This window comes from Nonomuraea sp. NPDC049624 (assembly GCF_040675255.1).
Lineage (GTDB): Bacteria > Actinomycetota > Actinomycetes > Streptosporangiales > Streptosporangiaceae > Nonomuraea.
The window spans coordinates 139,299-164,591 of the sequence record NZ_JBFAOR010000014.1; the positions used below are offsets into that span (position 1 = coordinate 139,299).

Genomic DNA, 25,293 nt, shown 5'->3' on the forward strand with positions numbered 1-25,293 from the left:
CCCGATCAATGCGGGGAGGGCCGCAGGTGCTCGTCGAGCCAGTTCAGGACCTTGGAGACGAGGCTGATGCGGTTGGCGCGGTTGCGGAACTCGTGGCCCTCGTCCTCGAAGAGCAGCAGGTCGCAGGGCACGCCGCGGGCGCGGGCCGCCCCGAACGCCTGCCGGGCCTCGTGCACCGGCACGTTGGTGTCCTGCGCCCCGTGCACGACCAGGAGCGGGGCGGCCAGCCGGTCGAAGGCGCGCAGCGGGGACAGGGCGTGCAGCAGGTCGCGGTCCGCCTCCGGGTGCCCGTACTCGGAGACCGCCGCGGCGGCGATCCACGGTTCGGTACGGGCGTAGAAGGTCTCGAAGTCGGCGATGCCGCTCATGTTCACGCCGGCGCGGAAGAGGCGGGGATGGGTGACGAGGGCGGCCAGGGTCAGGTAGCCGCCGTACGACCAGCCCATGCAGGCCAGCCTGGACGGGTCCGCCGCGCCCGTCCGCACCAGCGCGGCGGCGCAGTCGGCGACGTCCTCGACCGCGCGGAAGCGCAGCGCCAGGTCGTCGGCCCGGCGGAAGGCCCGCCCGTACCCGCCCGAACCGCGCACGTTGGGCGCCAGCACCCCGATCCCGGCGGCCAGGAGGTTCTGGTAGAGCGGGTTGAAGGTGGGGCGTTCCTGGTCCTCCGGCCCTCCGTGCAGCGACACCACGAACGGCGCCGGCCCATGGACGTGCGCGGGACGGTAGAGCCAGGCGGCCAGCTCCAGCCCGTCGCGGGCCGGGAAGCGCAGCAGCTCGGCGCCGGCCGCGACCGGGAGCCGCCCGGCCCCGGCGGCGTACCGGTACGTCCCGGAGGTCAGGTCGCACAGCAGCACGTGCGAGGGCTCCTCGGGGCTCTCGGCGGCGAGCACCGCCGTGCGGCCGTCCCAGGCGACGCGGACCGAGGTGACCACGTCGGCGGGCGGCCGCGGCAGCGGCCGGACGTGCGCGGCGGGCAGCTCCACGACGTCCAGCGCCGAGCGGCCGTGCTCGTTCCACACCAGGACGCCGCGGCGGCCGTCGACGCTGAGCGCGAAACGGTCCAGCTCGGCGTCCGGCCGCTCGGCCAGCACGACAGGGTAGGCGTTGCGCCGCACCGCCAGCAGCGCGGCCCGGTCGCGGCCCGCGTCCGACACCAGGTAGGCGACCTCGCCGTCGGGTGACAGGACCCCCTGGTCGGTCGAGCCGGGCAGGCCGGGCAGCAGGTCGCGCTCGCCGCCCGGCGGATGGCCCGGGACGGCGTCGGCCGCGTACATCCGGCGCAGGCCGCGCGGCCCGCGCCGGAGCAGCATGCGCGCATGGTCGCGGCTGACCGCGGCCGGCCACAGCAGCTCCCCCACGGCGATGACCTGACGGGCGCCGGTGACGGCGTCGGCCAGCTCGGCCCGCGTCAGGCCGGCGGCGGAGGTCTCGGCCACCAGGACCGACTCGCCCCGGCCGGTCCAGCGGACCAGCGCGGCGGACCCGTGCGGCGGGACGGCGAGCGGCCGCAGCTCGCCGCCGTGCGGGCGCACGGTCCACACCTGCGTGTGCTCGCCGCCCCCCGGCGCCACCAGGACCGCCAGATGCTCCCCCGTGGGCCCCCAGCTCACGTCCACGACCGGGTGGTGGCCGGTGTCGACCGGCCACGCGTCGAGGTCCGCGCCGAGCGGCTGGACCCACACCCGGGGCACGCCGTCCTGGTCGCTGACGAAGGCCACGGCGCTGTTGTCGGGCGCCAGCGCGGGCCGGCGGCAGCTCCAGGCGTGCAGTGCGGCGGCCGACGGCAGGTGCGACAGGTCGCCGATGATGTCCGGCATCACATCTGGTGGGCCTGGAGCCACAGTTCGAGCAGGCCGATCTGCCAGAGCGTGTTGACGCCGGTCGTCGCCCGGTCGGACTCGGGGTCGGCCAGCAGCCGCCGCACGAACTCCGGCCGGAACAGGCCCCGCGCGCGGGCGGCATGGCTGGTGAGGGCGTCCCGGACGAGGTCGAGCAGGGCCCCTTCGACGTGCCGGACGGCGGGCACCGGGAAGTAGCCCTTCGGCCGGTCGATGATCTGCGCGGGCAGCAGCCGGCGGGCGGCGTCCTTGAGCACGCCCTTGCCGCCGTGGGCCAGTTTGAGCCCGTCGGGGCAGGCGGCGGCCAGCTCGACCAGGTCGTGGTCGAGGAACGGCGTGCGGGCCTCCAGTCCGTGGGCCATGGTCATGTTGTCGACGCGTTTGACCGGGTCGTCGATCAGCATGGCCGTGGTCTCCAGGCGCAGCACGGCGTCGAGCGCGGTGTCGGCTCCCGGCCGCGCCACGTGCTGCCGGACGAAGTCGCCGCTGACGTCCCGCTCCAGCAGGTGACCGGGGGCCAGGACGCCGGACAGCTCCTGGTGCGGGCGGTCGGCGAACTCCCTGCAGTAGACCTCGGCCGCCTGCTCGCGCGGCACGCCCGCCAGCGGCGGGAACCAGCTGTAACCGGCGAACACCTCGTCGGCGCCCTGGCCCGACTGCACGACCTTGACGTGCCGGGCGACCTCCTGCGACAGCAGGTAGAAGGCGACGCAGTCGTGGCTGGCCATCGGCTCGCTCATGGCGCCCACGGCCCGTTCCAGCCCGTCCAGCAGGCGGTCGTCGGGGATCCTGATGCGGTGGTGGTCGGTGCCGAACCGGTCGGCGACCAGGTCGGAGTAGGCGAACTCGTCCCCCTTCTCGCCGCCGGCCGGCTCGAAGCCGATGCTGAACGTGGTCAGGCCGCTCTGCCCCTCCTCGGCCAGCAGCGCCACGATGAGGCTGGAGTCCAGGCCGCCGGAGAGCAGCACGCCGACCGGCACGTCGGCGACCATCCGGCGGCGCACCGCCGTGCGCAGGGCGTCCAGGGTGGCCCGGCGCCAGTCCTCCTCGCTCAGCCCCGCGTGCTCGGGCAGGGCGGAGCGGGTGTAGGACGGGTCCCAGTAGCGGTGGTCGGTGTGCGTGCCGTCCGGCTCGACGACCCGGACGGTGGCCGCCGGCAGCTTGCGCACGCCCGCCAGGATCGTGCGCTCGCCGGGCACGAGCGAGTGGAAGGTCATGTAGTGGTGCAGCGCCACCCGGTCGATGCCGGTGTCCAGGCCGCCGCCCGCGACCAGCGCGGGCAGGGTCGAGGCGAAGCGCAGGCGGCGGGCGTCGTGGCTGAGGTACATCGGCTTGATGCCGAGCCGGTCGCGGCCGAGCACGAGCCGGCCGCTGTCCCGCTCGTGGATCGCGAAGGCGAACATGCCCTTGAAATGGCCGACGCAGCCGGCACCCCACCGGTGGTACGCCTTGAGCAGCACCTCGGTGTCGGAGGTGGAGTAGAACCGGTAGCCCGCGCCGCGCAGCTCCTCGCGCAGCTCGCGATAGTTGTACAGGCAGCCGTTGAACACCACCGCCAGGCCGAGCCCGGCGTCCACCATCGGCTGGGCCGCCTTCTCCGACAGGTCGATGATCTTGAGTCGCCGGTGACCCATCGCGACGGGCCCCTGCGCCCACAGGCCGGAGCCGTCCGGCCCGCGGTCGTGCATCGCGTCGGTCATCCGGCCCACCGCGCCGATGTCGGCCTCCGCGCCGTCGAACCGCAACTCGCCGCTCAGCCCGCACATGCCACCACCTCCGTCCCGCAGCCGCCGGCCATCAGGCCGCCGGCCGGTACGAAGGGAGGTCGTGGTCCCCCGTCGGCCGGTCCCACTCGCACGTGCGGGTCTCGCTGAGCACCAGGTCGGCCACGTCCGCCAGGCTGCCGCGCTCGGCGTACGCCGCCCGCTGGCGGGCCGCCGACGTGCCCGTCTGCAGAACCTGCCGGGTCAGCCTGGTCACCAGCTCCCAGTCGCCGGCCGCCTCAAGTTGCGGGCGCAGGCCCGTCACCAGGTTCTCGACCACCTCCTTGGCCGGGCGCGGCACGCCCTCCACCGGATCGACCAGGTCGCCCTCCAGCCCCCACCGGGCCGCCTGCCAGGTCGCCGCGCGCGCCGCCTCCACCTGCACGTCCGGCCCCGGGCCGCGGCGCGCCGCCGCCACCTCCCTGGCCACCAGCGCCCGGAACAGCCCGGCGATCAGCACGACGTCCTCCACCCGGGGGCAGGCGTCGCAGATGCGCAGCTCCACCGTCGGCACATGTTGCGAGGGCCGGACGTCGAAATAGAGCATCCCCGCGTCGCTGATCACCCCGGACCTGATCAATCCCTGCACCATCTCCTGGTACTCGGCCGCCGAGCCGAACTTGCCGATCGGGCCCGTGGTCGGCCACCGCTGCCACACCAGCGTGCGATAGCTGGCGTAGCCGGTGTCGGCGCCGTCCCAGAACGGCGAGCTGGCGCTGAGTGCCAGCAGCGGCGCCAGCCAGGGCGTCAGCCGGTGCGCCACCGCGACCGCCAGGTCGGGGTCGGGCACCTCCGCGTGCACGTGCGTGCCGCAGATGAGCTGCTCGCGGGTCAGCACCTGGAAGTCGCTGAGCATCTTCTCGTATCGTTGGTCGGGGAAGACCTTCACCTCGTCGAGGTCGGCCAGCTGCGGCGTGCCGACCGCCGCGATCCCCAGGCCCAGCTCGTCGGCGGCGGCGATCAGCTTGCGCCGCAGGCGGCACACGTCGCGGGCCAGGTCGTCCAGGGCCAGGAACGGCGCGCTGTTGGCCTCGACCATCGACCGCTGCAGCTCGTGCGTGAAGCTCTCCTCTGGCAGCGCGCTCAGCAGCGCCCCCGCCCGCGCGGTCACCCGGCGTGTGGTCGCGTCGACGATGTGGTACTCCTCCTCCACACCGACCCGGATCGCTCCCCCGGACCCCTCCACGGTCACCACTCCCATCACTAGGCACTCGAAGCCACCCCCTTCTCCCCCGAAAACGGGCTTCAGCACCTCTTGACCTCCACAAATGAAGGTCAGGCCGCAAAAACGGCCCGTCGGATGCTCAGTGAGAGTGCCGGTGGGGGTCGGCGTGGATGTGGGTGCGCATGCCCTGGGGGTCGAACAGGATGAGCAGCTCGACCGTGCCGCCGTCGGCGCTGCCCAGCCAGTGGGGCATGGACGTGTCGAACTCGGCCGCCTCGCCGACCGGCAGGGTCAGGTCGCGGTCGCCGAGGACGAGCCGCAGGCGCCCGGTGAGGACGTAGAGCCATTCGAAGCCGTCGTGGGTCTGCGGGGCCGGTTCGAGCGGTTCCGGCCGCGCGGGAATGATCATTTTGAACGCGTGGACCCCGCCCGGCCGCCGGGACAGCGGCACGAACGTCATCCCGAACCGGTTGATCGGCTTGAGGTGGATCCGGGGGTCGCCGGTGCGCGGGGCGCCGACCAGGTCGTCGAGCGGGACGTCGTAGACGCGGGCCAGCGGCAGCAGCAGCTCCAGCGTGGCCCGGCGCTGCCCGCTCTCCAGCCGCGACAGCGTGCTCTCCGAGACGCCGGTCGTGGTGGCGAGCTCGGCGAGGGTGATGCCGCGGTGACGACGCAGGGCTCGAAGACGCGGCCCGACCGCGCTCAGCACCTCGTCCATGTCGTCGTCCACGCGCGCCATCTTGCCATAACCGCAACTTTTCGTGCCAGAACGGCGGGCTGGTGATCGGATCGAACCCGCACTGCTCGACGGCGGCACCGGCCGTCGCCCCCACCCCTCTTCTCAGGACAGGACCGCATGACCACCGCTCCACGGCCGTCGCCGGGCCGCCTCGCCCGATCCGCGCGCACGGCGGCGACCCTCGCGCTCGCCCTCCTGCTCGCGCTCGGCGCCACGGCCTGTTCGACGCCGGCCGCCGCTCCCCTGCCCGCCTCCCACACCACCGCCACCCGGGACGACCCGCGCTTCGGCAGGACGTTCCGGCACGAGTTCGCCGACGTGGACGGCGTGCGCATGCACTACGTGAAGGGCGGGACCGGCACGCCGGTGGTGCTGATCCACGGCTGGCCCCAGACCTGGTACGGCTGGTGGCCGATCATGCCGGACCTGGCCCGGCACCACACCGTCTACGCCGTGGACCTGCCGGGGCTGGGCGACAGCGAAGGCTCGCCCACCGGCTACGACAAGGCCACGCTGGCGGGGTACGTGCACAAGCTGATCGCCGGACGGCTCGGCGTCCGGGACGCCGCCGTCGTCGGGCACGACTTCGGCGCCGCGGTGGCGTTCCAGTACGCGAGCCGGTTCCCCGCCGACACCGCCCGCCTGGGCTACCTGGACCTGCCGCTGCCCGGCCCGGCGGTCGACGCGGCCACGTACCGGTCGCTGAGCTGGCACATCGCCTTCCACTCCCAGCGCCGGGTGCCCGAGGCGGTGGTGGGCGACGACGTCCGCGAGTACCTGGCGCTGTTCTACCCCCAGGTCTCCTACGGCGGGCCGGCGTTCGGCGGCACCTCGGAGCGGTCCCCGTTCACCGACGCCGAGATCACCGAGTACGCCCGGACCTACCGCCGTCCGCAGGCCCTGTCGGGCGGCTTCGAGCTCTACCGCGCCCTGGACCAGGACGTGCGCGACACGACGGCGGCGGCGCCGGTCCGCGTCCCGGCGCTGCTCATGACCGCCCAGGGGCAGCTCGACGCGATCCGGGCCACGGTGTCACCGCGCCTGACCAGGATCGTGCGCGCGGTGGACGTCCCGCGCGCCGGGCACTGGCTCGTCGAGGAGAACCCCGGGTTCGTCACCGCGGAGCTGGAGCGGTTCCTCGACGGCTGACCCGGCCCAGGACGGCGGGTCCACGCGCTCCAGCTTGCTCCAGCCGCTCCAGCCCCGCCGGCGCAGCAGCTCGATCAGCCGGCGGGCGGGCGGGACGGCGTCGAAGGCCAGGGCGTCCATCAACCGGACGAACTGCGGCTCCACATCGAGGTCGTCGACGTAGCCCGCGGCCCGCTCACCGGTCAGCCGGGTCAGGCAGGCGGCCAGCTCACCGGCCAGCTCCGCCAGCCGGGGGTCGTCGGCGGACCGCGTGAGGGCCTGGCCCAGGATGCGGAAGAAGCCGACGAAGTCCGGGTCGTCGAGCTGCGCCCGCTTGCGGGCCATCCACTCCGGCACGCGTCCGGGCGAGTGGGCGGCCAGCAGGATCCAGCCGTCGCGTTCGGCCTGGACGATCCGCTCGTCCACGCCGAGTGCCCGCAGCCGGTCGAGGTAGCCGACCACCTCCGGCGGCAGCGCCAGGCCGTCCCCGGCGGCCAGCCGGGCGATCCGCTCCCGGTGGCGCTGCCGCCGCCGGATCTCCTCGCGCAGCCGCCGGTCGACGTCGGCGAGCGCGGCGGCGAACTCCTCCGCGCCGGCCCGCAGCAGCTCCCGCACCCGCGCGAGCGGCACCCCGGCCTCGGCGAGGGTCCGGATCCTGATCAGCTCGACCGCTGCGGCGGCGTCGTACCTGCGGTAGCCGTGGCGGTCGCGCTCGGGCTCGGGCAGCAGGCCCTTGGCGTGGTAGTGCCGCACCGCCCGCACGGTCACCCCCGCGTACGAGGCCAGTTCGCCGATGGTCAGCATGGGGCCACCCTTCCAGAGGTTGTCAAGAAGCCGCCTTCCGGATGATCCGGGCGATCTCGGCGGCGTGCGTGAAGACCAGCCCGTGGTCGGCGTCGAGCCACGTCGTGGCGATGCGCGGCTGTCGCCGGACGAGCCGGTCGATCCCGGCCCGCCAGTTCCGGTTGAACCGCTCGGCGGGCCCGCCGCCCGCTCCCGCCATCGAGGTCGACATGATCATGCTGATCGGCCGGTCGATCAGCGGGTATCGGGACAGGATCCCGGAGCGGACCACGTCGATCTCGACGTTCAGGTCGAGGATCTGCCGGGCGGTGAGCAGCACCTGGCGCGGGGTGCCGCGCCGGCTCCGCTGCTGCGCGGCCAGTTCCTCCCACATCGCGCGGAACTGCGGCAGGACGTCCTCGGTGAGGAACGGCTCGGGCACCGGGTTCGCCCCGTCGATCAGGACGAGCCCCGCGACGCTCCCGGGATGCCGGGCGGCGTGGTGCACGGCCAGGTCGGCCCCCAGCGAGTACCCCACGAGCACGGGGGCCCGGCCGAGGCCGAGCCGGCCCACCCGGGCCATCACGGCGTCCAGGTCGCCGAGGAACGCCTCGAACGAGTACCGGTCGGCGGCCGGGGTGCGGCCGTGGCCGCGCAGGTCGAAGGTCACCACGTCGTGGTCGCGCCGCAGCAGCTCGATCAGCTCGCCGAGGTCGGCCTGGGTCGCGTTCAGCCCGGGGCACAGCACCAGCGGGCGGCCCCGTCCGCCGCGGGACAGCGGGATGGCGAGGCCGTCGTGGTGGGCCGTCAGGTCACCGGACGGCGGGCGGTTCGTACTGGTCGTAGCGGTCATGCCACCATGCTTCGGCATTGACCCTGCGTCAGGGGAAGAGCGCCGGACGCGGCCCGGGGACGTGCGTTCTCCCGGTTCGGCATGATCCTGCTAGCCTGATCGCCGTTTCTGCCGGAGGGCGGGAGCCGAGACGATCGCGTGCCCCGGCGGCCCCGAGCCGCTCGGCCCGCGCCGCCACGACGTCTGGGGCCGAGTGACGATGAGCGCGGAAGAGGATTTCCTGCAGGTCGGCGCCGAGCTGGCCGACCTGGGGGTGCGGATCTCCAGGATGATGGGCCGCCCGGCGCTCAAGGATCAGGCGGGCAAGGTGTTCGCCAGCCTGCAGCGTGACGGCGCGATGGTGTTCCGGCTGGTCAGGGACACCCCTGAGCACGCGGCCGCGCTGGAGCTGGCCGGGGCGCGCCTGTTCGATCCCTCGGGGGAGGGCAGGGTGGTCAAGGACTGGGTGGTCGTCCCGCACTCCTCGGCCGGGCAGTGGACGGATCTCGCCGAGGCCGCCCTCAGCCGCCCCCGCTGACCGCCGGGCGGGGGCCGGCTGCCCCCTACGACGGCCGCCGTGAACCGCGCGACGGAAGTGATCACGATCAACGGGATCACCAAGTCCGGTCGTCCCGCTCGACGTCGGCCCTGGCAGCGCAGGACGGTCACGCCGTCGAAGGCGAGCACCACGACGCCGATCCCGGAGAGGAACCCGGCAGCGCTCCCGGCGACCGCGACAGTCGTACCGGTGATCGGCGTCAGGAACCGGGCGCCCCGGCCGCGCAGCAAGGTGGCTCCGCCGGCAGGACGGCGGTCAGCGTCGCCGGGTGGGCGCCGCGGCGGAACGGCGAGAGGCCCTCGACAGCCTCATAGAGGGTCACGCCGAGGGAGAACAGGTCACTGGCCGGGAGCCCGAGGGTTCCGCGCAGCCGTTCGGCGGCCATGTACTCGGGTGAGCCGCCGCCCCCCGCGTATCGAGGCGCTCCTTCAGGAACCGGCCGCCGGCCAGCGCCATCACGATCCAGGGCAGGCCGCCGGGGACGACGTCGTGGACCGCGACGACGTTCTCATGCGCCCGCAGCCGGACGGCGTTGCGCGCCTCGCGTGGTCGCGCTCCAGCCGCCGGTCCTGCTCGGCCTGCGGCAGACCGACCGGCAGCCGCAGTTCCTTGCTCGCCACATCGACGTCCAGCAGCTGCTCGTGAGCGCGCCCGCCCTGCCCGAACCCGCCGTCGCCCAGCACGGCGTCCCGTGGCGCGCGACGCTTCCCGTATGCTGTACGGTACGTTGTACGCCTTGAGAAGGAGCAGCATGTACCAGCCGAGCGCCGAGGAACTGAAGAACATCGACGATTGGTTCGCCGCCTACGACGCGCTGGCCGAGGAGGGCGCGATCGAGCAGCTCGCCGACCTGGCGGTCTTCCCGATGAACGTGGCCACCGACGTGCCCGGCGGCCACGCGAGCGTGCGCCAGTGGACGCGGGCCGAGTACGTCGAGGCCATGAAGCAGTCCATGGGCGGCGGCACCGCCGGGCTCGACCTGCGCTCGACGCGCGCCCCGCGCTTCGTCAGCCCGAACCTGGTGGTCGTGGAGACCGAGGCGACGATGACGATCGAGGGCGAGGAGCACCGCATGCACTACGCCGACCTGCTGGTGCGCACCGAGGACGGGTGGGCGTTCCAGACCATGGTCCAGGGCGGCTGGGGGCACGGCTGGCCGGCCGCCAGGCGCGGCTGACCCCGGCGTCGCAGGTCAGGGCGCGGCGCCGGCAGCCCTGCCCTGGCGCTACCGGGCGCCGCCGCGGGCCATCCTCGCGGCGGCGTCCCGGAGCAGCCCGGGAGCCAGCCGGCGATGGATCGCCGACAGCGGCGGCCACACGACGCGCCCGAGCCCTCGGTCATAGCGCAGGAGGGTGGTCAGCGACACCCGTCCGTCCGCCACACGTACGACGAGGTTGGCGGTCAGGAACCAGGACGCGGTCTCCAGCCGGATCCAGCCGTCGCCACGTGCGGTGATCCGCCATCCGGCCACGGTGGCGGGCGATCGGCCGCGGGCCAGCCGGAGCCCCAGGAGACCTCGCCAGATCAGCCGTTCCGCCGCGCTGGGCACGTCACCGAACATCGCCCGCGCCCACTCCTCCGCCGTCCCCCCGTCGCGGTCGTTCGTGGTGAGGGCGAAGTGGTCGGCGTAGTCGATGACGGGCAAGGAGCTCAGCGCGCGGACGGACGGCGGGATGCCGTCCGTCCCGACGGCCGACTCCAGGGCGCCCGCCTCGCGCTCCAGCCAGGCGCGCTCCAGCCGCCGGACGAAGCCCGGCAGGACGAGGGTCCGGCGGAACGGCGTGATGGCGGCCATGTAGCAACGTCCCAGCAGGCCGTCGGGGCGTACGAGGACGGCCATGCGGAGCTCGTGCCCGCCGCCGGCGGCCGGCGCCCACGCCAGGTGCATCACCGCGTGGACGGTGCGGTTCGCCAGCTCCAGCGCGCATTCGTCGTCCAGCGCGTAGATCGGGGAGAAGGGCGCCAGGCCGGCGTCGGAGCCGCGCGGGGCGCGGCGCAGGTCGGCGGGCAGGCGGTCGCACAACGACGGGACGCGCCTTCCGACGCCCGCCGACGCCCTGTCCCAGCCGAACAGGGCGCCCAGCTTCCAGCGCGCCGCGAGCAGCAGCCGCAGCGGCAGGGGGCCGCCGCTGGAGTCGCGCATCGCGGCGAGCGCGGCAGGGAAGTCCTGCGGTCCGGCGCCGGGGGTGCGGATCGCCCAGACGTCCTCCAGCTCGAAACCTTCGGCGATGTCGTGGATGCGCCAGGGGCGGCCGGTATGGGCGGCGTTCGCCAGCCTCATGATCCCTCCCTATCTATACGCTGCCGTATATACTGAGGTTAACCACGGTTATACGGTGGCGTATACATATCGTCGGAGTGAGGTGGCACACACTGTGGGCGCGGTCCGTACGACCCGGGAGGGATGGATCGAGGAGGGGTTGCGGGCGCTGGCGGCCGGCGGCCCGGACGCGGTGCGCGTGGAAGCGCTGGCCAAGCGGCTCGGCGTCACCAAGGGCGGCTTCTACGGCTACTTCGCCGACCGGGAGGCGCTGCTGGAGGCGATGCTGGACACCTGGGAGCGGGAGAGCACCGACGAGGTGATCGAGCGCGTCGAGCGCGAGGGCGGCGACCCGCGGACCAAGATCAGGCGCGCCGGCGTGCTCACCTTCTCCGGTGACCGCCTGCTGCCCATCGACCTCGCCGTCCGCGACTGGGCCAGGCGCGACGAGGCGGTCGCCGAACGCCTGCGGCGGGTGGACAACCGGCGCATGGCGCTGCTGCGCGAGATGATCGGCAGCTTCTGCGCCGACCCCGAGGAGGTCGAGGCCCGCAGCCTCCTCGCCTTCTGCGTGGCGATCGGCGAACACTTCCTGGCCGCCGACCACGGCGGCCGCACCCGGGCGCAGGTGCTCACCCGGGCGGCCGCCCTGCTGATCGACCTCGACAAGGCGGAGGACTGACCGGGCCTTGGCGCGCGCCCGGCCGCACCTCGTGACGCGGGGGCCAGAATGACCCCTATGACGACGATGCCCGGGAGCAACGCCTACGACGCGATCGCCGAAGGTTACGCGGCCGAGAACGAGACCAGCCTCATGAACGCGTACTACGAGCGGCCCGCGATGCTGGAGCTCGCCGGTGACGTGACCGGCCGGCGCGTCCTCGACGCCGGCTGCGGATCGGGCCCGCTGTTCGCCGAGCTGCGCGCTCGGGGCGCCGTCGTGACCGGGGTCGACGCGAGCGCCGGGATGCTGGAGGTGGCCCGGCGGAGGCTGGGCGCCGACGCCGACCTGCGGGTCGCCGACCTGGCCTGCCCGCTGCCCTTCCCCGACGACACCTTCGACGACGTCATCGCGTCGCTGGCGCTGCACTACCTGGAGGACTGGGGGCCGGCGCTGGCCGAGCTGCGACGCGTGCTGCGGCCCGGCGGCCGACTGCTCGTCTCGGTCGAGCACCCCTTGGCCATCACCCTCATGCAGCACAAGGCCGGGGAGAGCCCCGCCTACTTCGGGACGCGCAACCGGGTCGAGGAGTGGACCATGGGCGGGCAGACCAGCCGGCTCAGTTTCTGGGACCGGCCGCTGCACGCGATGACCGAAGCCTTCACCACGGCGGGCTTCCGCATCGGCGTCGTCAGCGAACCGCCGTACGCGCCGGAGGCCCGCGAGCTGTTCCCCGAGGAGCTCCGCGAGATCTCCGGGCCGAGGTTCCTGGGCCTCCTGTTCTTCGTCCTGGAAGCCGGCTGAAGCGCCGGACGTCGGGACGTCACGCGGACGGCGACCAGGTGGGTGGCGCGCGCCGGCTCCACGACCGAGTCGGCGGCGCAGGTCCTGCGGTCCCTCGGGGCCGTCAAAGCAGGCGCTTGACTTAATGGGGTGCGCGGCGGTTACTGGACATGACAAAGGAGCGTGCTGGTGCGTCAGGCGGGGAGTCGATGAGCGCCGTCCGGGGCCGACGAGCGGAAGGAAGACCGACATGACGGCGATCCCAGATCAGGACAAGTCCGGCACGTTGCCCGAGTTTCCCGGCGTCAGAGCGGCGGCGTGCCCGTTCGACCCGCCGCCGGCCCTGCAGGCGCTCCGGCAGGACGCGCCGCTCACCCGGGCACGGCTGCGCGACGGCGGCACCGTATGGCTGGTCACCGGCTACGCCGAGCAGAAGGCGGTGCTGAGCCATCCGCAGGTCAGCTCCGACGTCACCCGGCCCGGCTACCCGCTGCCGATCCTGGCGCCCAACCGGCCCGACAGCGCGATCAGCTTCATCCTCATGGACGACCCCGAGCACCACCGGCTGCGCCGCATGGTGCAAGGGGCGTTCACCGTCAAGCGGGTCGAGACCATGCGCCCGGCCGTCCAGCGCATCGTCGACCGCCTCATCGACGACCTGCTGGCCGGGCCGAGGCCGGTGGACCTGGTGGAGGCGTTCGCGCTGCCGGTGCCGTCGCTGGTGATCTGCGAGCTGCTCGGCGTCCCGTACGCCGACCACGGCTTCTTCCAGGAGAACAGCCAGATCATCGTCAAGCGGGACGTGTCGGTCGAGGACCGGACGGCGGCGGGCGGGCGTCTGCGGCAGTACCTGGACGAGCTCGTCGGCGACAAGCTCGTCCACCCCGGCGACGACCTGCTGTCCCAGGTGGCCGCCCGGGTCACGGCGGGTGAGCTGACCAGGCAGGAGGCCGCTCAGATGGGCGTGCTGCTGCTCGTGGCCGGCCACGAGACCACCGCCAACATGATCGCCCTCGGCACCCTCGCGCTGCTGCGCCATCCCGGCCAGCTCGCCCTGCTGCGCGAGAGCGACGACCCCGCGCTGATCGCGGGCGCGGTGGAGGAGCTGCTGCGCTACCTGAACATCACCCACGGCGGACGCCGCCGGGTGGCCAAGGAGGACATCGAGATCGGCGGCCAGGTCATCCGCGCGGGCGAGGGCATCATCGTGGCCAACGACATCGGCAACCGCGACCCCGAGATCTTCCCCGCCCCGGACGAACTGGACGTGCGCCGCGACGCCCGCCGGCACGTGGCCTTCGGCTTCGGCGTCCACCAGTGCCTGGGCCAGCCCCTGGCCCGGCTGGAGCTGCAGGTCGCCTACGGCACCCTCTACAGGCGCGTCCCCACCCTGGCCCTGGCCACCGAGTTCGAGAAGATCCCCTTCAAGCACGACGGCCAGGTGTACGGGGTGTACGAACTCCCCGTGACCTGGTGACCGCACCGGCCGCTGCACGCCCGCGGCCGCCGGAGGGCCGATGAGGGCGAAGGTCGCGATCAGTTCGGCTGGTCCTCATCGAGTCGGTGTTCGGCTGGTGACGGCCTCCTCGAGCCGCTCCACCGCGGTGATGGCGCCGAAGCCGAGCAGGTGCACCAGATCGGTGGCGGAGGTCGTGGTGCGCCATGCGGTGACGTCCGTTTCGGTGACGTCGTGTGGGCTGAGGGCGGCCAGCAGCGCGAGTCCGACGGCGGGCCGATCGGCTTCGGGAAGCCGGGTCAGCCGTTGCCACGCGCCCTGCGGGAAAGGGCTGGATTCGGCGACCGCGGCCCGGAGAACGTTCCGGCTCGGCTCGCTCAGGAGCGAGGCCAGCACTGCACGACGTGCGGCTACCACCGGGATGAAGCCCCCTTGGACGCGCCGCCCACCGACCACGCCGCCGACGCCCACGAGCGCCAGGCCGACGAAGCAGGGTGCCCTGATGGCCGTTCCTGACGCCCCGGCCGATGCCCTTGAAGTGGCGCGGGCCTGGCTGGAGAACATGGCCGAGCGGCACGCCACCGGCGGAGCCGCCGACCTGGCGCCGCCCCGCGTCCGTGCACTGGGTGAGTATCCGGGGTTGGGGCCCCGGCCAGACACCCCCTAACCGCACACTGCCCCAGCGACGGACCGGTCGCGGCGGACATTCTCCCGATTGCGAATTCTCCGATCACGCTACGATGACCCCATGGCATTGCTCTACCAGGCAACGCTTTCGCCTACGAAGCTTGAGCTGCTGAGCGACTGGTTGCCGGGACGCCCCTGGTACACCGGGCCGGTCGGCGAGATGCGGCAGATGGCCTCCTTCCGGTTCGACGACCCGGCCGGCGCGGTCGGGATGGAGACGATACTGGTCCGGGTCGGCGACGGCCCGGTTCATCAGATGCCGCTCACCTACCGCGAGGCGCCATTGCCCGGTGGCGAAGCGTGGCTGCTGGGCACTGCCGAGCACTCGGTGCTGGGTATGCGCTGGGTTTATGACGCGGTCGGCGATCCTGTCTACGCCGCGGCACTGGCGGCTGCGATCATCGGCGGCACGGGCCAGGCCGAGAAACTGGTGCAGGTCAATGGCCGTTTGGTGCGTCGCGAGCCTGATATGAGCATCGTCGGCGGTGCAGATGAGGCAGTGGTGCTGCCAGCGGTGGGAGGCATCGAGCGCGTCACCGAGGACGACCCGACGGTGATCGTGACAGACACGATCGAGCTGGTCGTCGCCCGCCGACTCGACGTCGGCGTCGAGCTTGCGGACGTGGTGCTACGCGGTGCCTGGCCAGGTCAAGAGACGCTGGTGCCACTGGCGTCCGCGAGACTTCGCTGACGCCTACGAGACCGCGGCTCGGGGCGCGATGGGAGCTCCGCTGAGCGGCAGGACGTTGAGAAGCTGATTCGGAATGCTGCAACGGGGACACCGCCCCTGGCGAGCCGGACACGACGCCTACCATGACCGAATACGCCACGCCTTCGACGAGCCCCATGCGCTCGTTCATGCCTTTACCGGCACGTCGTCATTACAGGAAGCGGCCCCGGTCAGCCTGGCTGCCCCTAACGGTCTGCTGACAAAGGCGTGAGTGTTGGCGGGCATGGGGCTGTAGAGGGCTGATCGATTTTTCCAGGCACGGCAGGGATGAGTGGACAAGAGCTGCAGGACCTTGCCACGCCGGTCGAAGCCTGACAAGACCGGCAGTAGCGGGAGCGCTCCTGCACCCAGGGGCGGCGAGCCGGGCAACGCGCGTCAGGCGGCGGGTCATCTGGTGCACTGCGGCCCACCAGGTCACAGCTTCATGATGTTCGGGTAGGTGCGCACCAGGCGGGGACAGCGGATCCGCCCAGGTGGCCAGCCGTCCGGCGTAGCCGCCGTCGGCCCGGACCAGGCCGATGGTGGAGAGCTTCTCGCGCAGCAGCGCCAGGAGCGGGTGCGCGTCATCGCGGTCCTGCACCGACGCGGCGTTGACGATCGCGCGCAGCGGCAGCCCGAGGGTGTCCACCACGAAGTGCCGCTTCTGCGCCTTGAGCTTCTTGCCCGCGTCGTTCCCGCAGGCCGCCGCGCCAACGGGCTCGGCCGCCCGGGCCGTCTGGGAGTCGTGCACCCCGCCGCCGGCAACTCCGCCCGGCCGACCGGCAGGCGCAACCGACCACGCAGCCTCCCCGCCGGCCGTTCGGGCGGACCACACCACTATCCACATCATCCAAGCCGACGCCGCCGTAAATCGGGTAGTTGCTTGGACGTCACCCGGGCAGGTGAAGGCGTGCTGCCACGGTCTCCAAGAGAAACGGGTGTGTCCAGTCAGTGGTGTATCTCGATCTTGCGTGATTAACGGGTGGTCGGGGTGAGACGGCCTTCGAAGGTGATGGCGAAGGCGTTCAGGGCGGCCTTCCAGCGGGTGATCCAGCGTTTGCGGCCCTTGCCGGTCGGGTCCAGACTCATGATCGCCATGTAGACGCACTTGAGCGCGGCCTGCTCGTTCGGGAAGTGGCCGACACGGCCTACATCCGCGCGCTCGGTGCGCACGAGACCATCGACCACACCGCCGTCGACACTCTGAGTGCGGCCCGGCGGCTGCACCCCGGCGGGCTGGACGTGGTCGTCGACCTGATCAACGCCGGTCCCGCGCTCGCGTCCCCCGCCGGGCTCGTACGGCCCGGCGGCCGGCTCGTCTCCACCCTGTGCGGCCCGGCGGAGGTGGACGGGGTCGCGCCCGTCTACGTCCGGATGGAGGCATCGACCGGCGACCTGCACCGGCAGGCCGAACGGGTCGCGGCGGGCCGGATGAGCATCGAGGTGGCCGCGACCTACCCGTTCGACGAAGCCCCGCAGGCCATGCGCGACCTGGCCGAAGGCCAGTACACGCGCGGCAAGATCGTCATCACTTTCTGAGGAGTCCGTCATGCTGTCCCTTCCCACCCGCGCCGGGGACCGTCCCCGTACCGGCCCGTCCGTTCCGCACGTCCAGCTCAGCCAGAACAGCCCCGGCGAGATCCGCGAACAGCTCGCGCAGTGGATGAGCACCCGGCTTCCCGGCACCGAGATCAGGCCGAGCGAGATCTCCGAGCCGGGCTCGCTCGCCTTCTTCCTGCACCAGGACGCGGTGCCGCCGCAGGGAGCGGTGCTCCTGCCGCCCCGACTGGTCGCCGAGTTCGCCCATGTCCACGCCGACGGCAGCCTGCACATGGCCCTGTCACAGGAGGACCAGCAAGAGCTCATCGCCAAGGGCTGGGGCGAGCGCCATCCCCTGTACTCACCCACGATCAACGTGGTGATGCTCTACGGTCCCCGCAGCCCACAAGAGCTGGAGACTGCCAGAAGCGTCGTCGCGGCCTCCTACCGATACGCCACCGGCAGGACCCTGTAGCCGCCCGGCCCCGCAGTCAACCCCTGGCCGCGTCGCCCGCCCGCAGCGGCCGGCCAGGCACCGGGTGTGCTCCTGCCGCGAACGGCGGACGGCTAGCGCAGCGAGATGTGCAGAGCCTCGCCCACGCGCCGGTCCGACGCCCGCCAGGCCGCCGACGCAGAAGATCGCGCGCGGGTTGATGAGGTCACCCGGCAACGGCAACACGGCGAGGCCGACGAGCCTGACGAGTTCATCTGCGCCGAGCGACAGGGCCTGGCCGCCCAGGCCCGTGCCGCCGCCGACGGCGCCCAGGCTGACGTGTCCATGGACGCCTTCAACGCCATGGCCTAGATCCGCAGGGCGGCCTCGCTGGCGCTGCTGGCCAGGCAGCAGATCGCCTTCACCTCTGACCAGGGGATCTTTTCGATTCGACCCTAGATAGACCCGACAGTCGCTTCGGCTCGCTGTCGTCGGCAGGGGTTCGCGGTCGCCTCGACGAACGCTTGCGCCGCGGGTTCGAGTACCGGTTTGCCCATGGTGGATGCTCATTTCCTGTGTGGTTGACGTTGCCTCGTGCGGCGATCCCGCGGATGCGGGGCGACGTCGGCAGGGCTGATCAGCGGCAGCACCGCCGCGCTCAACACCTCGGGCCGGTACGCCGACATGCCGTCGACGAGCCGGGCTTGACCGGCCACCGGGAGGCTTGCTGGGTCAATCACACCGTGCGCGGCCGCTGCCGAACAGGCGGAACCACATGCAGAAACACTCCCGCCGGTGTTCAGCCGGTCGGCGGGGCACGCTCGTGCCGCGTCCGTTCAGCCTGCCGGGTGCCGTCGATCGTCCCGCGTCCGGTCGGGAGCCTGGCAGCCGCGGTTGCGAGAGTTCCGGGGAAGGAGCCCGCCGGAGCGCCCGGCGTTGCGGTTCGGGTTGCGTCCAAGGCGGGCTCGGAGTGTCCAGCGTCCCTCATCGGCGTCGGCTGCCCGTTCGAGGATGAGTTCGCTCTTGGTCAGGCCGGAGGCGCGTCGGCGGGCGCTCGACGATGACGTTCGGGATCCGCCTTTGCCAGCCGGCGTAGAGGGGCCAGATACCGGTCGTCGTCTCCCACAGGTGGGTCGGTTCGGCGCCGACCTGCACGGTCACGTCGGGTTGGGTGAGCAGGTTTCGGAGCCGCCGGCTCCTGGAGGCCGCAGGGGCGAGGCGCACGACGGGTCGTGCCTGCTCAACAGCCCTCCCGGCGGGCCTGCCATCCTCCGTCCTCCCGAGAACCGCACGATTCGAAGTGACAGTCAGACATCCAAGGCCGGACGGGGCCCCGGGCCCACCGTCAACCCGAGGTCCGGCCAGCCCAGCCAGTCCAGCCGGACCGACGCGGCCAGCGCCCGCTCCTCCAGCTTCAATCGCACCTTGTACACGCTCAGCAGGAGCGCCTGCAGGGAGTCCACACCGAAAGCCGCCCCGACTTCCTGGTCGCCCAGACCCAGGATCTGGTGGGGACAGCACCAGTCGCCGTTCACGCTCAACTGGTCGAGGCGCGGCGTGCCGAATCTGATCGTCACCGGCCTGCGCGTACCGTCCCCAGCGAGAGCCTCCAGCTGCCGCTCGACGGCGATTTCGCCCAACTCGTACGTAATCTCCATACTCCTAGTCTGCGGGAGCGCCAGACTGGTATCACTTCACATGCTCTCGGTTGCCAACAGGGCGATCTTCACCTGATGTCGACACCCTGTTCCGCCCTCTCGACGAGTACCTTGCCGAGGCGCCCGTCCTGCCGCCCGTCCTGCCGCCCGTCCTGCCGCCCGTCCTGCCGCCCGTCCTGCCGCCCGTCCTGCCGCTCGTTCCATGGGTGTCGCCGGCGGGGCGTGGTGTACGGGGAGGCGCGGGTGGCCGCCCCGACTCCCTGTCGCACAGCCGGGCCTCCGCCGCGTACGAGCGGGGCCGTCATGGATTCCGCCACCGAATGGGCGATCCTGTCTTCGCCTCCAACGCCTACGCCTGGGCGCCGTCCACCAACACGGCGCGTACGGTCGCTGCCCCCTTCGCCGAGATCGGCCTCCTCGTGGTCGACCCCGACGACATCGCCGCCGTGACGCTGACGCAGACCGGCCACGCGAAGGCGACGTACGAACTGACCGGGCCCACCCCGACCACCCCGCCTCAACGCGCGGCGGCAACCGCGGCCGCCATCGACGAGCGGCGGCGCGGGCCGCGGCCCGGAGTGTGGCGAGGATGCTGGAGATGTGGTTGGCGACCTGGCGCGAGATGGAAGTGCTCCATGAGGTCAGGCGGCTGGTCAGGCCGGTTGTCCACGGGTACTGGGCGCCCTCGGGCTTGCGGCCCGGGACGGTCTCGGCGTTCGCGGTGATGCTTCGGGAGACGGCGGTCACTCCGTGCCGTTCGATCGACCTGGGTGACCAACGCCTCCAGCTATGTGTTCGCGCCGAAGGCGTGAAGGAGGATGCTTCGCCCGGTTTCAGGTCGGCGATGAGCAGGACGACGTCGTCGGGATGGCGCAGCGCGCGCAGGCCCTCTGACGTTGGACGAGGTGGGGCGGACGCCCGGTGGAACGGCGTGCCGCGGCCACCTCACAGTCCGGGGGCTACGATCACCGCGCTGATCGCTGAGCTCAGCAGCAGAGTCGCGCCCAAGATGGGTCCAGCTGATCGGCTGCTCGGTGTGGTCGCATCCTGCCGGCGTGGCGCCACCACACCGAGCGCGACCAACTGGACGACGCCGACGATGGCCACACCGAGGTCGTTCAGCAGCAGTGCCAGGGGCAGGATTTCCTGTGGACCCGCGTGCTCCCCGCGGAGTTGATCGCAGTGCGCGGCCCATTCCTGGATCGCCCGCGCGCATCGGCCGTACTCAGTAGTTCTGTCGTGTTGAGATGGGGTACGCGCAGCATGAACGGCGTTCCACGGAGTCGGTTCACCCGAGCGGCCACGAGGTGTGCGCGCCTGCCGATCCCCAGCAGACCGCCCACCAGCAGGAAAGCCTGCGCCAACACGATCGCCACTCCGGCAGGCTCCGGCGGCTCCAGTGCCACCTCGGCCGCCACCGCTGCCACGAGCCCCCCGCCATGGTCAGCGCCAGCCGTCGCTTGGGCTTCCTGATCCAGGCATGCGCCGCCTCCCACGCCTCACGCGAGGCGAGCGTCTCCCGAGTGCGCAGCCCGGCCACTCCGTTGCGCGTGTCGGTCGCACCGGTCTCGTCATGGAACGGGATCAGCACCAAGGCCAGAGCCGGGAGAGCGAGAATCGCGGTGATCAGAAGGGCACTTCCGAGGTTGACGCCATCTCGGAAGTACACTCCTACGGCGGGTGACCTGCACATCGAGCAACAGGCTACAGAACTGGGCGAGCCGATCGAGGTCGACGGCGTCGATGACCATGCCGCCCAGGCGAAGGCCCGGCCCTGCCTGGCTTATGCGCTCCCTCGCTCGTGTGCTTCTCGCTCATACGCCCCTCGCCCCGTCGATGCGTTCGCGCAGCAGGTCGGCGTGGCCGTTGTGGCGAGCGTACTCCTCGATCATGTGGATGAGCACCCAGCGCAGCGAGAGCCGCCCACGCCAGGCGTCGTGGCCCTCGACGTTGAGGTGGGGCGCTTCGGCGACGTAGGCGTCGGCGAAGGCCACCTCCTCCCGCCAGGCCCGCCATGCTCCGTCGATAACCTCGGGGTCCGGCACGGCGCCGTCGAAGTCGCCGTCGGGGTCCTCGGCGGAGGAGAAGCGGGGCGGCGCGTCCTGACCGGCCAGCACTGCCCTGAACCAGCGGCGCTCGACGTCGGCGAGGTGCCGGACCAGCCCGAGCAGCGACAGCGTGGAGGGCTCCACGGACCGCAGGGCCAGCACGGTGTCCAGGCCCGCGCACTTCAACTTCAGCGTCGCTCGCTGAGCGGCGAGGACGTCGACGAGCATCGTTCGCTCGTCTCCGAAGGCGGGGAAGGTGAACCGGCTGTCGTCCTCGCCACCGAGGATCTCACTTCTTCTCCGGCGGCTCGTGTTGGTCATGTTCTTCAGCCTTTCTGAGTCACGCGAGCAGGGGAAGCCGTTTGGTCAGGGCAGTCACGCGATTACGCCGCCCGAACACGGCGACGGCTACGAGGCTGACGTGTTGCGACGGGGTGGTCTTCAACGCGGCGAGGTGGTCGTCGTAGTCTCGGGCGCGCTGGGCCACCTCGTTGAAGCCCACGGTGATCAGGTCATCCTGGGCCAGGGCGCGGTGGTGCAGCTCTCGTAGTTCGGCGGGAGCGATCAGGACGGCGACCGGGTGTAGGTTCAGGCCCGCCTGCCATCCTCAGCCGGCGTCCACACCGTCGCCGCCCAGCGGGTCGCTCAGGCGGGCGCCCAGGCTGAGCCCGATCGCCGCGGCCGCGTTCACCGCCGGCGGCGGCTTGAGGTCGTCACGAGTTTCGTGGCCATGGGCGTGGTCGATCTTCCTTTCCCGTCACAGAGAAGCGGAGGCCGAGGGAATGGTGTCGAGGCGGCGCCGGGCCAGCCGCGATGCCGCCTGGGCGGGTGTCACCTGCTGACAGTCCGCCGCGTGGAGGAGGTCGGCGACGGTGTTCTCGATGGTCTCGACGCGCTTGCGCGCCTCCAGGGCGGTGCCGTGGTGCAGTTCCATGCTGATCGCGTTGACGACGCCGCCCGCGTTGACGACGTAGTCCGGCACCCACACGATGCCGCGTCGGTGCAGGAGGTCGGCGACGTCCGGGGTGGCGAGCTGGTTGTTGGCGGGTCCGGCGATGGTGGCACAGCGCAGCTCGGGCACGATCTGCTCGGTGAGGACTCCGCCGAGCACGGCGGGGACGAGCAGATCGCCGGCTCTGGCCCGGTCGAGCGGGCCGGCGAAGTGGACGGTCACCTCTCCGCTCCGGCCTTCACCGCGATCAGCAGACGCATGCCGCGCGGACCGGTCTCGTCGCGCCGCACCGCAAGTCCGGCCGCCGCGCATTGGGCGGCGAGCCAGTCGGCGCCGAGGCGGAGCTTGGGGTAGCTGCTGGCCTGCTGGTTCCAGGTGTCCCCGGTACGGGTGTACAGCACGTCGTGGACGAGGACGGTGTCGCCGCCATAGTCCAGGAAGCAGGTGAGCAGTCGATCGGCGGTGCCGCGGACGAGGATGAACCGGTCGGTGCCGGTCAGGGGCAGGGTGAGGTCGCGGTAGGTGATCACCAGCCTCCCTCCCTCGGCGAGGGCTACGGCGATGTCGCCGAGCAGGGCGATCACGTCGTCCTTGCTTGTCAGATGGGTCAGCGTGTCGCCCATGCAGACGATGACGTCCACGTCGCCGGGCTGGGTGATCAGAGGAAGCGCGGTGCGGATGTCGGCCTGGACGGGGCGGATCGCGGGGTCTCCATCTGCTGCGGCGGCCAGCTCGTCGAGCAATGCCTTGCTCGTGTCGACGGCCAGCACGGGAGAGAAGCCCAGCCGGGCCAGGGCCAGGCTCTGGTTGCCCGGACCGCAGCCGAGGTCGACGGCGGTGGCGCCGGAGGCTGTCGGAGCGACGCCGAGGCTGCGCAGGAGGTCGGCTTGCTCGGCGGCCAGGGCGGCCAGGTCGCCGCCGAGCATCCAGGTGTAGTGCCGGGCGAGCAGCCGGTCGTAGTGGTCAGCGGCCAAGGTCATGGGTCTTCCTCACTGTTGTGGATGCGACCGGGCGCTCCGGTGGCCTCGTGGCGGAGGCGCGCCCGGGCACGGCCAGGTAGGACAGCAGCAACCCGGCAGCGCTGAGCACGGCTCCGGCCAGGCCCGTCCAGCGCAGTCCGGCGGCGGTCACGACGCCGGCGCCGATCATCGAGCCCACCGCGTGGGCGAGCATGAACGCGGCCACGTTGATCGTGACCGCCAGGGTCGGGGCAGCGCCCGCGCGTTGCACGATCAGGGTCTGCAACGGAGCGACGGTGGCGGTGGCCAGCAGCCCGAGCCCGAGCACCGCGGCGGCCGCCATGGGTTTGTGCACGACGGCCAGCGGCAGCACGGCGAGCAGCGCGGTCAGGGAGGCGAAGATGCCGCGCAGCGTCGCCCCCACGGACCGGTCGGCGAGCCGTCCGGCGACGAGGTTGCCCAGCAGGCTTCCCACTCCGTAGGCCAGCAGCAGCCAGGAGACCACGGACGGGGTGAACCCGCTCACCTGGACCAGTATCGGCGCCATGTACGTGAACACCGCGCCGACCCCGGCGAAGCCGACGGCCGTGGTGGCGATGGCCACCAGCACCGGCCGCCGGGCCAGCACCGAGAGCTCTGCGGCGACGCTCGTGAGCTGCGCCGGGACGCGCGGCAGCGTGAACGCGAGCAGTGCCAGGCATGCCAGTGCCAGCGCGGCCAGCACGGCGAAGGGGAAGCGCCAGCCCAGGTTCTGGCCGAGCGCCGAACCGAGCGGTACCCCGAGCAGGTTGGCCACGGTCAGTCCGGAGGTCACGGCGGCGATCGCGGAGCCGGCCCGTCCGGGACCGGCCACGCTGGTGGCCGCGATCAGCGTCAACGCGAAGAACGTGGCATGGCCGATCGACGAGACGACCCGCCCGGCCAGCAACACCGGATAGTTCGGCGCCAAGGCGCTCACCACGCTGCCCACGACGAAGACCGCCATCAGGGCGAGCATGAGCCCTTTGCGCGGCAGTCGCATGGTGGCGATCGCCACCAGCGGCCCGGCGACCACGGTGCCGAGCGCGTAGGCGGTCACCACCTGCCCAGCCACGGCGACCGAGACCCCCAGATCGGACCCGATCTGCGGCAGCAGGCCGGCGGCCAGGAACTCAGCGGTGCCGACGACGAAGACGCTCACGCACAGAGCGGCAAGCACCGGAAACGTTCGCCTCATGCGGGGAGGTTAGACTCTGACATCCATGTCAGAGTCAAATGGAGGCGTCGTGCGTATCGGGGAGCTGTCGTGTCGTACCGGGGTTCATGAGCGGCTGCTGCGTTACTACGAGAAGCAGGGCCTCCTGTGGCCGGAACGAGCGGCCAGCGGTTACCGCTACTATCAGGAATCGGATGTCGACACCGTCCTGCGCATTCGCCGTCTGCTGTCGGCCGGGCTCAACACCGAGACCATCGGGCAGGTGCTGCCTTGCATACGGGTCAAGGCCGGGAACCTGGTGCCCGTCTGCCCGGAGATCATCGACGAGCTGCAACACCAGCGTGAACGCATCACCCGCGCCATCGATGAGTTGCAAGCCTCGCGTGACCTACTCGACGCCGTCATCGCCGCCGCGCCCCTCACCGTCTCCTCGTCGGCCGGCCCCGCCTCCTGACGATCCACCAGGCCCCGTCGAGGCCGGCCGTCCGGCGAGCGTCCGGTTGAGGACCTCGGCGAACTGCTCGGCATGGGGCAGCGTGGGGCGCAAGCTGGAAGCCAGCCCGGGGGTGCACCGGCCGTCGACTTTCTCCGCCTTTCTCGCCTCCACCTTGGACGACACCCGAGACCAGGTCGTATTGGACGCGGGGTGCGGAGCTGGCCTGATCACTCTGGCCGCCTTGACCGCTGGAGCCCGGCACGTGATCGCTCAGGACTATGACGGGGCCGCGCTTGCCGACACCGCCCGCAACGTCATCCCGTTCCTCGGTCACGAGGCTCGCAAGCGACTCACCCTTTGGGAGGCCGACTGGCGTCTCCTTGCCCCGATGAGCGCAGATCTTCTCGCCGTCAATCCGCCGCAACGTCCCACTACGGGTCCGCACCACCGCGGCAGCCGTCCTCGATCCAACCGCATTGCGAGACCCGAACTGGACCGAACCCCAGCTCATTGGCACCCACACCCGCCGCGCCCGCTAGGACGACGGCCTTGTCGAGTTCGGGCCGGGCAGTGGCGCGGGTGGAGATCTTCTCGAAGAAGACGCGGGTGACGCTGGCGGCCTTGAGGGAGTCGAGTTGGGTGTCCAGGGACTGGCGAACGGTGGAGGCGCGGGCGTAGCCGATCCGCACGTGCCCGGCCGGCTCGGTGCC

At 72.0% G+C, this 25,293-nt stretch carries 28 protein-coding genes and 2 pseudogenes; 12 read left to right on the forward strand and 18 right to left on the reverse strand.

From position 1 onward, the window contains the following. Positions 1 to 5 precede the first annotated feature (5 nt). The 4 genes from AB0J76_RS42345 to AB0J76_RS42360 all read right to left on the reverse strand — a co-directional run bounded on the left by AB0J76_RS42345 (position 6) and on the right by AB0J76_RS42360 (position 5,496). A complete protein-coding gene (locus AB0J76_RS42345) occupies positions 6 to 1,817 on the reverse strand; it encodes a S9 family peptidase (RefSeq protein WP_364393090.1) in 1,812 nt (603 codons plus the stop codon). After that, a complete protein-coding gene (locus AB0J76_RS42350; RefSeq protein ID WP_364393093.1) occupies positions 1,817 to 3,604 on the reverse strand; it encodes an N-acetylglutaminylglutamine amidotransferase in 1,788 nt (595 codons plus the stop codon). Before AB0J76_RS42350 ends, AB0J76_RS42345 begins: the two co-directional genes overlap by 1 nt. Before the next feature lie 31 nt (positions 3,605 to 3,635). Then, positions 3,636 to 4,802, reverse strand: a complete 1,167-nt coding sequence (locus AB0J76_RS42355; protein ID WP_352330557.1) for a glutamate--cysteine ligase — start codon at positions 4,800 to 4,802, stop codon at positions 3,636 to 3,638. Positions 4,803 to 4,905: 103 nt separating this feature from the next. Beyond that, positions 4,906 to 5,496 carry an XRE family transcriptional regulator gene (locus tag AB0J76_RS42360; protein ID WP_352330555.1) on the reverse strand — a complete coding sequence of 197 codons (591 nt, stop codon included), beginning with the start codon at positions 5,494 to 5,496 and terminating at the stop codon, positions 4,906 to 4,908. A gap of 126 nt (positions 5,497 to 5,622) precedes the next feature. Here AB0J76_RS42360 and AB0J76_RS42365 point away from each other — a divergent pair, with 126 nt between their 5' ends. Then, positions 5,623 to 6,654: an alpha/beta hydrolase gene (locus AB0J76_RS42365; protein WP_364393098.1), complete on the forward strand. Its 1,032-nt coding sequence runs from the start codon at positions 5,623 to 5,625 to the stop codon at positions 6,652 to 6,654. Here AB0J76_RS42365 and AB0J76_RS42370 read toward each other — a convergent pair. Further along, positions 6,538 to 7,437, reverse strand: coding sequence for a MerR family transcriptional regulator (locus AB0J76_RS42370; protein ID WP_352330814.1), 900 nt, complete (start codon positions 7,435 to 7,437; stop codon positions 6,538 to 6,540). The two genes, AB0J76_RS42365 and AB0J76_RS42370, sit on opposite strands and share 117 nt — an antisense overlap. 22 nt (positions 7,438 to 7,459) lie before the next feature. Beyond that, positions 7,460 to 8,269, reverse strand: a complete 810-nt coding sequence (locus AB0J76_RS42375; RefSeq protein WP_352330816.1) for an alpha/beta hydrolase — start codon at positions 8,267 to 8,269, stop codon at positions 7,460 to 7,462. Between the two features lie 199 nt (positions 8,270 to 8,468). Between AB0J76_RS42375 and AB0J76_RS42380 the strand changes: the two genes are divergently transcribed. Together AB0J76_RS42380 and AB0J76_RS42385 are read left to right on the forward strand one after the other, a co-directional pair. Next, positions 8,469 to 8,786, forward strand: a complete 318-nt coding sequence (locus tag AB0J76_RS42380) for a hypothetical protein (protein ID WP_352330818.1) — start codon at positions 8,469 to 8,471, stop codon at positions 8,784 to 8,786. Between the two features lie 772 nt (positions 8,787 to 9,558). Further along, the gene (locus tag AB0J76_RS42385; protein WP_364393103.1) at positions 9,559 to 9,984 is read left to right on the forward strand and encodes a nuclear transport factor 2 family protein; all 426 of its coding nucleotides are present in this window, start codon (positions 9,559 to 9,561) and stop codon (positions 9,982 to 9,984) included. A 48-nt stretch (positions 9,985 to 10,032) separates the two neighbouring features. On the opposite strand, the gene AB0J76_RS42390 is transcribed toward AB0J76_RS42385, so the two are convergent. Then, positions 10,033 to 11,088, reverse strand: coding sequence for a DUF2867 domain-containing protein (locus tag AB0J76_RS42390; protein WP_352329397.1), 1,056 nt, complete (start codon positions 11,086 to 11,088; stop codon positions 10,033 to 10,035). A gap of 82 nt (positions 11,089 to 11,170) precedes the next feature. Between AB0J76_RS42390 and AB0J76_RS42395 the strand changes: the two genes are divergently transcribed. The 3 genes from AB0J76_RS42395 to AB0J76_RS42405 all read left to right on the forward strand — a co-directional run bounded on the left by AB0J76_RS42395 (position 11,171) and on the right by AB0J76_RS42405 (position 13,988). Beyond that, positions 11,171 to 11,749: a TetR/AcrR family transcriptional regulator gene (locus AB0J76_RS42395; RefSeq protein WP_352329399.1), complete on the forward strand. Its 579-nt coding sequence runs from the start codon at positions 11,171 to 11,173 to the stop codon at positions 11,747 to 11,749. Positions 11,750 to 11,806: 57 nt separating this feature from the next. After that, positions 11,807 to 12,532: a class I SAM-dependent methyltransferase gene (locus AB0J76_RS42400; RefSeq protein WP_352329401.1), complete on the forward strand. Its 726-nt coding sequence runs from the start codon at positions 11,807 to 11,809 to the stop codon at positions 12,530 to 12,532. 229 nt (positions 12,533 to 12,761) lie between these two features. After that, the gene (locus AB0J76_RS42405) at positions 12,762 to 13,988 is read left to right on the forward strand and encodes a cytochrome P450 (protein WP_352329402.1); all 1,227 of its coding nucleotides are present in this window, start codon (positions 12,762 to 12,764) and stop codon (positions 13,986 to 13,988) included. 75 nt (positions 13,989 to 14,063) lie between these two features. On the opposite strand, the gene AB0J76_RS42410 is transcribed toward AB0J76_RS42405, so the two are convergent. After that, positions 14,064 to 14,531: a hypothetical protein gene (locus AB0J76_RS42410; RefSeq protein WP_352329403.1), complete on the reverse strand. Its 468-nt coding sequence runs from the start codon at positions 14,529 to 14,531 to the stop codon at positions 14,064 to 14,066. Between the two features lie 184 nt (positions 14,532 to 14,715). Between AB0J76_RS42410 and AB0J76_RS42415 the strand changes: the two genes are divergently transcribed. After that, complete coding sequence (locus AB0J76_RS42415; protein ID WP_352329404.1) at positions 14,716 to 15,345, forward strand: hypothetical protein; 630 nt, start codon at positions 14,716 to 14,718, stop codon at positions 15,343 to 15,345. Positions 15,346 to 15,535: 190 nt separating this feature from the next. On the opposite strand, the gene AB0J76_RS42420 is transcribed toward AB0J76_RS42415, so the two are convergent. Further along, the gene (locus AB0J76_RS42420; protein ID WP_352329406.1) at positions 15,536 to 16,114 is read right to left on the reverse strand and encodes a transposase; all 579 of its coding nucleotides are present in this window, start codon (positions 16,112 to 16,114) and stop codon (positions 15,536 to 15,538) included. Between the two features lie 224 nt (positions 16,115 to 16,338). Further along, positions 16,339 to 16,503, reverse strand: a pseudogene (locus AB0J76_RS42425) (IS256 family transposase); the annotation flags it as partial. Here AB0J76_RS42425 and AB0J76_RS42430 point away from each other — a divergent pair. The 3 genes from AB0J76_RS42430 to AB0J76_RS42440 all read left to right on the forward strand — a co-directional run bounded on the left by AB0J76_RS42430 (position 16,498) and on the right by AB0J76_RS42440 (position 17,707). Further along, positions 16,498 to 16,902, forward strand: a complete 405-nt coding sequence (locus AB0J76_RS42430) for a zinc-binding dehydrogenase (RefSeq protein WP_364393110.1) — start codon at positions 16,498 to 16,500, stop codon at positions 16,900 to 16,902. The pseudogene AB0J76_RS42425 and the gene AB0J76_RS42430 overlap by 6 nt on opposite strands. 10 nt (positions 16,903 to 16,912) lie before the next feature. Continuing rightward, positions 16,913 to 17,377, forward strand: a complete 465-nt coding sequence (locus AB0J76_RS42435) for a luciferase family protein (protein ID WP_352329506.1) — start codon at positions 16,913 to 16,915, stop codon at positions 17,375 to 17,377. 105 nt (positions 17,378 to 17,482) lie between these two features. Continuing rightward, positions 17,483 to 17,707 carry a hypothetical protein gene (locus tag AB0J76_RS42440; RefSeq protein ID WP_352329508.1) on the forward strand — a complete coding sequence of 75 codons (225 nt, stop codon included), beginning with the start codon at positions 17,483 to 17,485 and terminating at the stop codon, positions 17,705 to 17,707. A 935-nt stretch (positions 17,708 to 18,642) separates the two neighbouring features. Here AB0J76_RS42440 and AB0J76_RS42445 read toward each other — a convergent pair. The 7 genes from AB0J76_RS42445 to AB0J76_RS42475 all read right to left on the reverse strand — a co-directional run bounded on the left by AB0J76_RS42445 (position 18,643) and on the right by AB0J76_RS42475 (position 24,168). After that, positions 18,643 to 18,993: a hypothetical protein gene (locus tag AB0J76_RS42445; RefSeq protein WP_352329510.1), complete on the reverse strand. Its 351-nt coding sequence runs from the start codon at positions 18,991 to 18,993 to the stop codon at positions 18,643 to 18,645. 68 nt (positions 18,994 to 19,061) lie between these two features. Further along, a complete protein-coding gene (locus AB0J76_RS42450; protein ID WP_352329512.1) occupies positions 19,062 to 19,262 on the reverse strand; it encodes a hypothetical protein in 201 nt (66 codons plus the stop codon). A gap of 1,545 nt (positions 19,263 to 20,807) precedes the next feature. Then, the gene (locus AB0J76_RS42455; protein WP_352329518.1) at positions 20,808 to 21,269 is read right to left on the reverse strand and encodes a DinB family protein; all 462 of its coding nucleotides are present in this window, start codon (positions 21,267 to 21,269) and stop codon (positions 20,808 to 20,810) included. Between the two features lie 112 nt (positions 21,270 to 21,381). Then, positions 21,382 to 21,633: a DUF2000 family protein gene (locus tag AB0J76_RS42460; protein WP_352329520.1), complete on the reverse strand. Its 252-nt coding sequence runs from the start codon at positions 21,631 to 21,633 to the stop codon at positions 21,382 to 21,384. Positions 21,634 to 21,798: 165 nt separating this feature from the next. Next, positions 21,799 to 22,215 carry a hypothetical protein gene (locus tag AB0J76_RS42465; RefSeq protein WP_352329514.1) on the reverse strand — a complete coding sequence of 139 codons (417 nt, stop codon included), beginning with the start codon at positions 22,213 to 22,215 and terminating at the stop codon, positions 21,799 to 21,801. Beyond that, positions 22,212 to 22,973, reverse strand: a complete 762-nt coding sequence (locus tag AB0J76_RS42470) for a class I SAM-dependent methyltransferase (RefSeq protein WP_352329516.1) — start codon at positions 22,971 to 22,973, stop codon at positions 22,212 to 22,214. The genes AB0J76_RS42465 and AB0J76_RS42470 overlap by 4 nt, the downstream gene beginning before the upstream one ends. Continuing rightward, entirely contained in the window at positions 22,957 to 24,168 is a 1,212-nt protein-coding gene (locus AB0J76_RS42475; protein WP_364393117.1) for an MFS transporter, read from the reverse strand. Before AB0J76_RS42475 ends, AB0J76_RS42470 begins: the two co-directional genes overlap by 17 nt. 49 nt (positions 24,169 to 24,217) lie before the next feature. Between AB0J76_RS42475 and AB0J76_RS42480 the strand changes: the two genes are divergently transcribed. Together AB0J76_RS42480 and AB0J76_RS42485 are read left to right on the forward strand one after the other, a co-directional pair. After that, positions 24,218 to 24,601, forward strand: a complete 384-nt coding sequence (locus AB0J76_RS42480) for a MerR family transcriptional regulator (RefSeq protein WP_352330929.1) — start codon at positions 24,218 to 24,220, stop codon at positions 24,599 to 24,601. Then, positions 24,513 to 24,998, forward strand: a pseudogene (locus AB0J76_RS42485) (50S ribosomal protein L11 methyltransferase); the annotation flags it as partial. The gene AB0J76_RS42480 and the pseudogene AB0J76_RS42485, both read left to right, overlap by 89 nt. A 16-nt stretch (positions 24,999 to 25,014) precedes the next feature. Here AB0J76_RS42485 and AB0J76_RS42490 read toward each other — a convergent pair. Next, entirely contained in the window at positions 25,015 to 25,272 is a 258-nt protein-coding gene (locus AB0J76_RS42490) for a recombinase family protein (protein ID WP_352330930.1), read from the reverse strand. Positions 25,273 to 25,293: the final 21 nt, after the last annotated feature.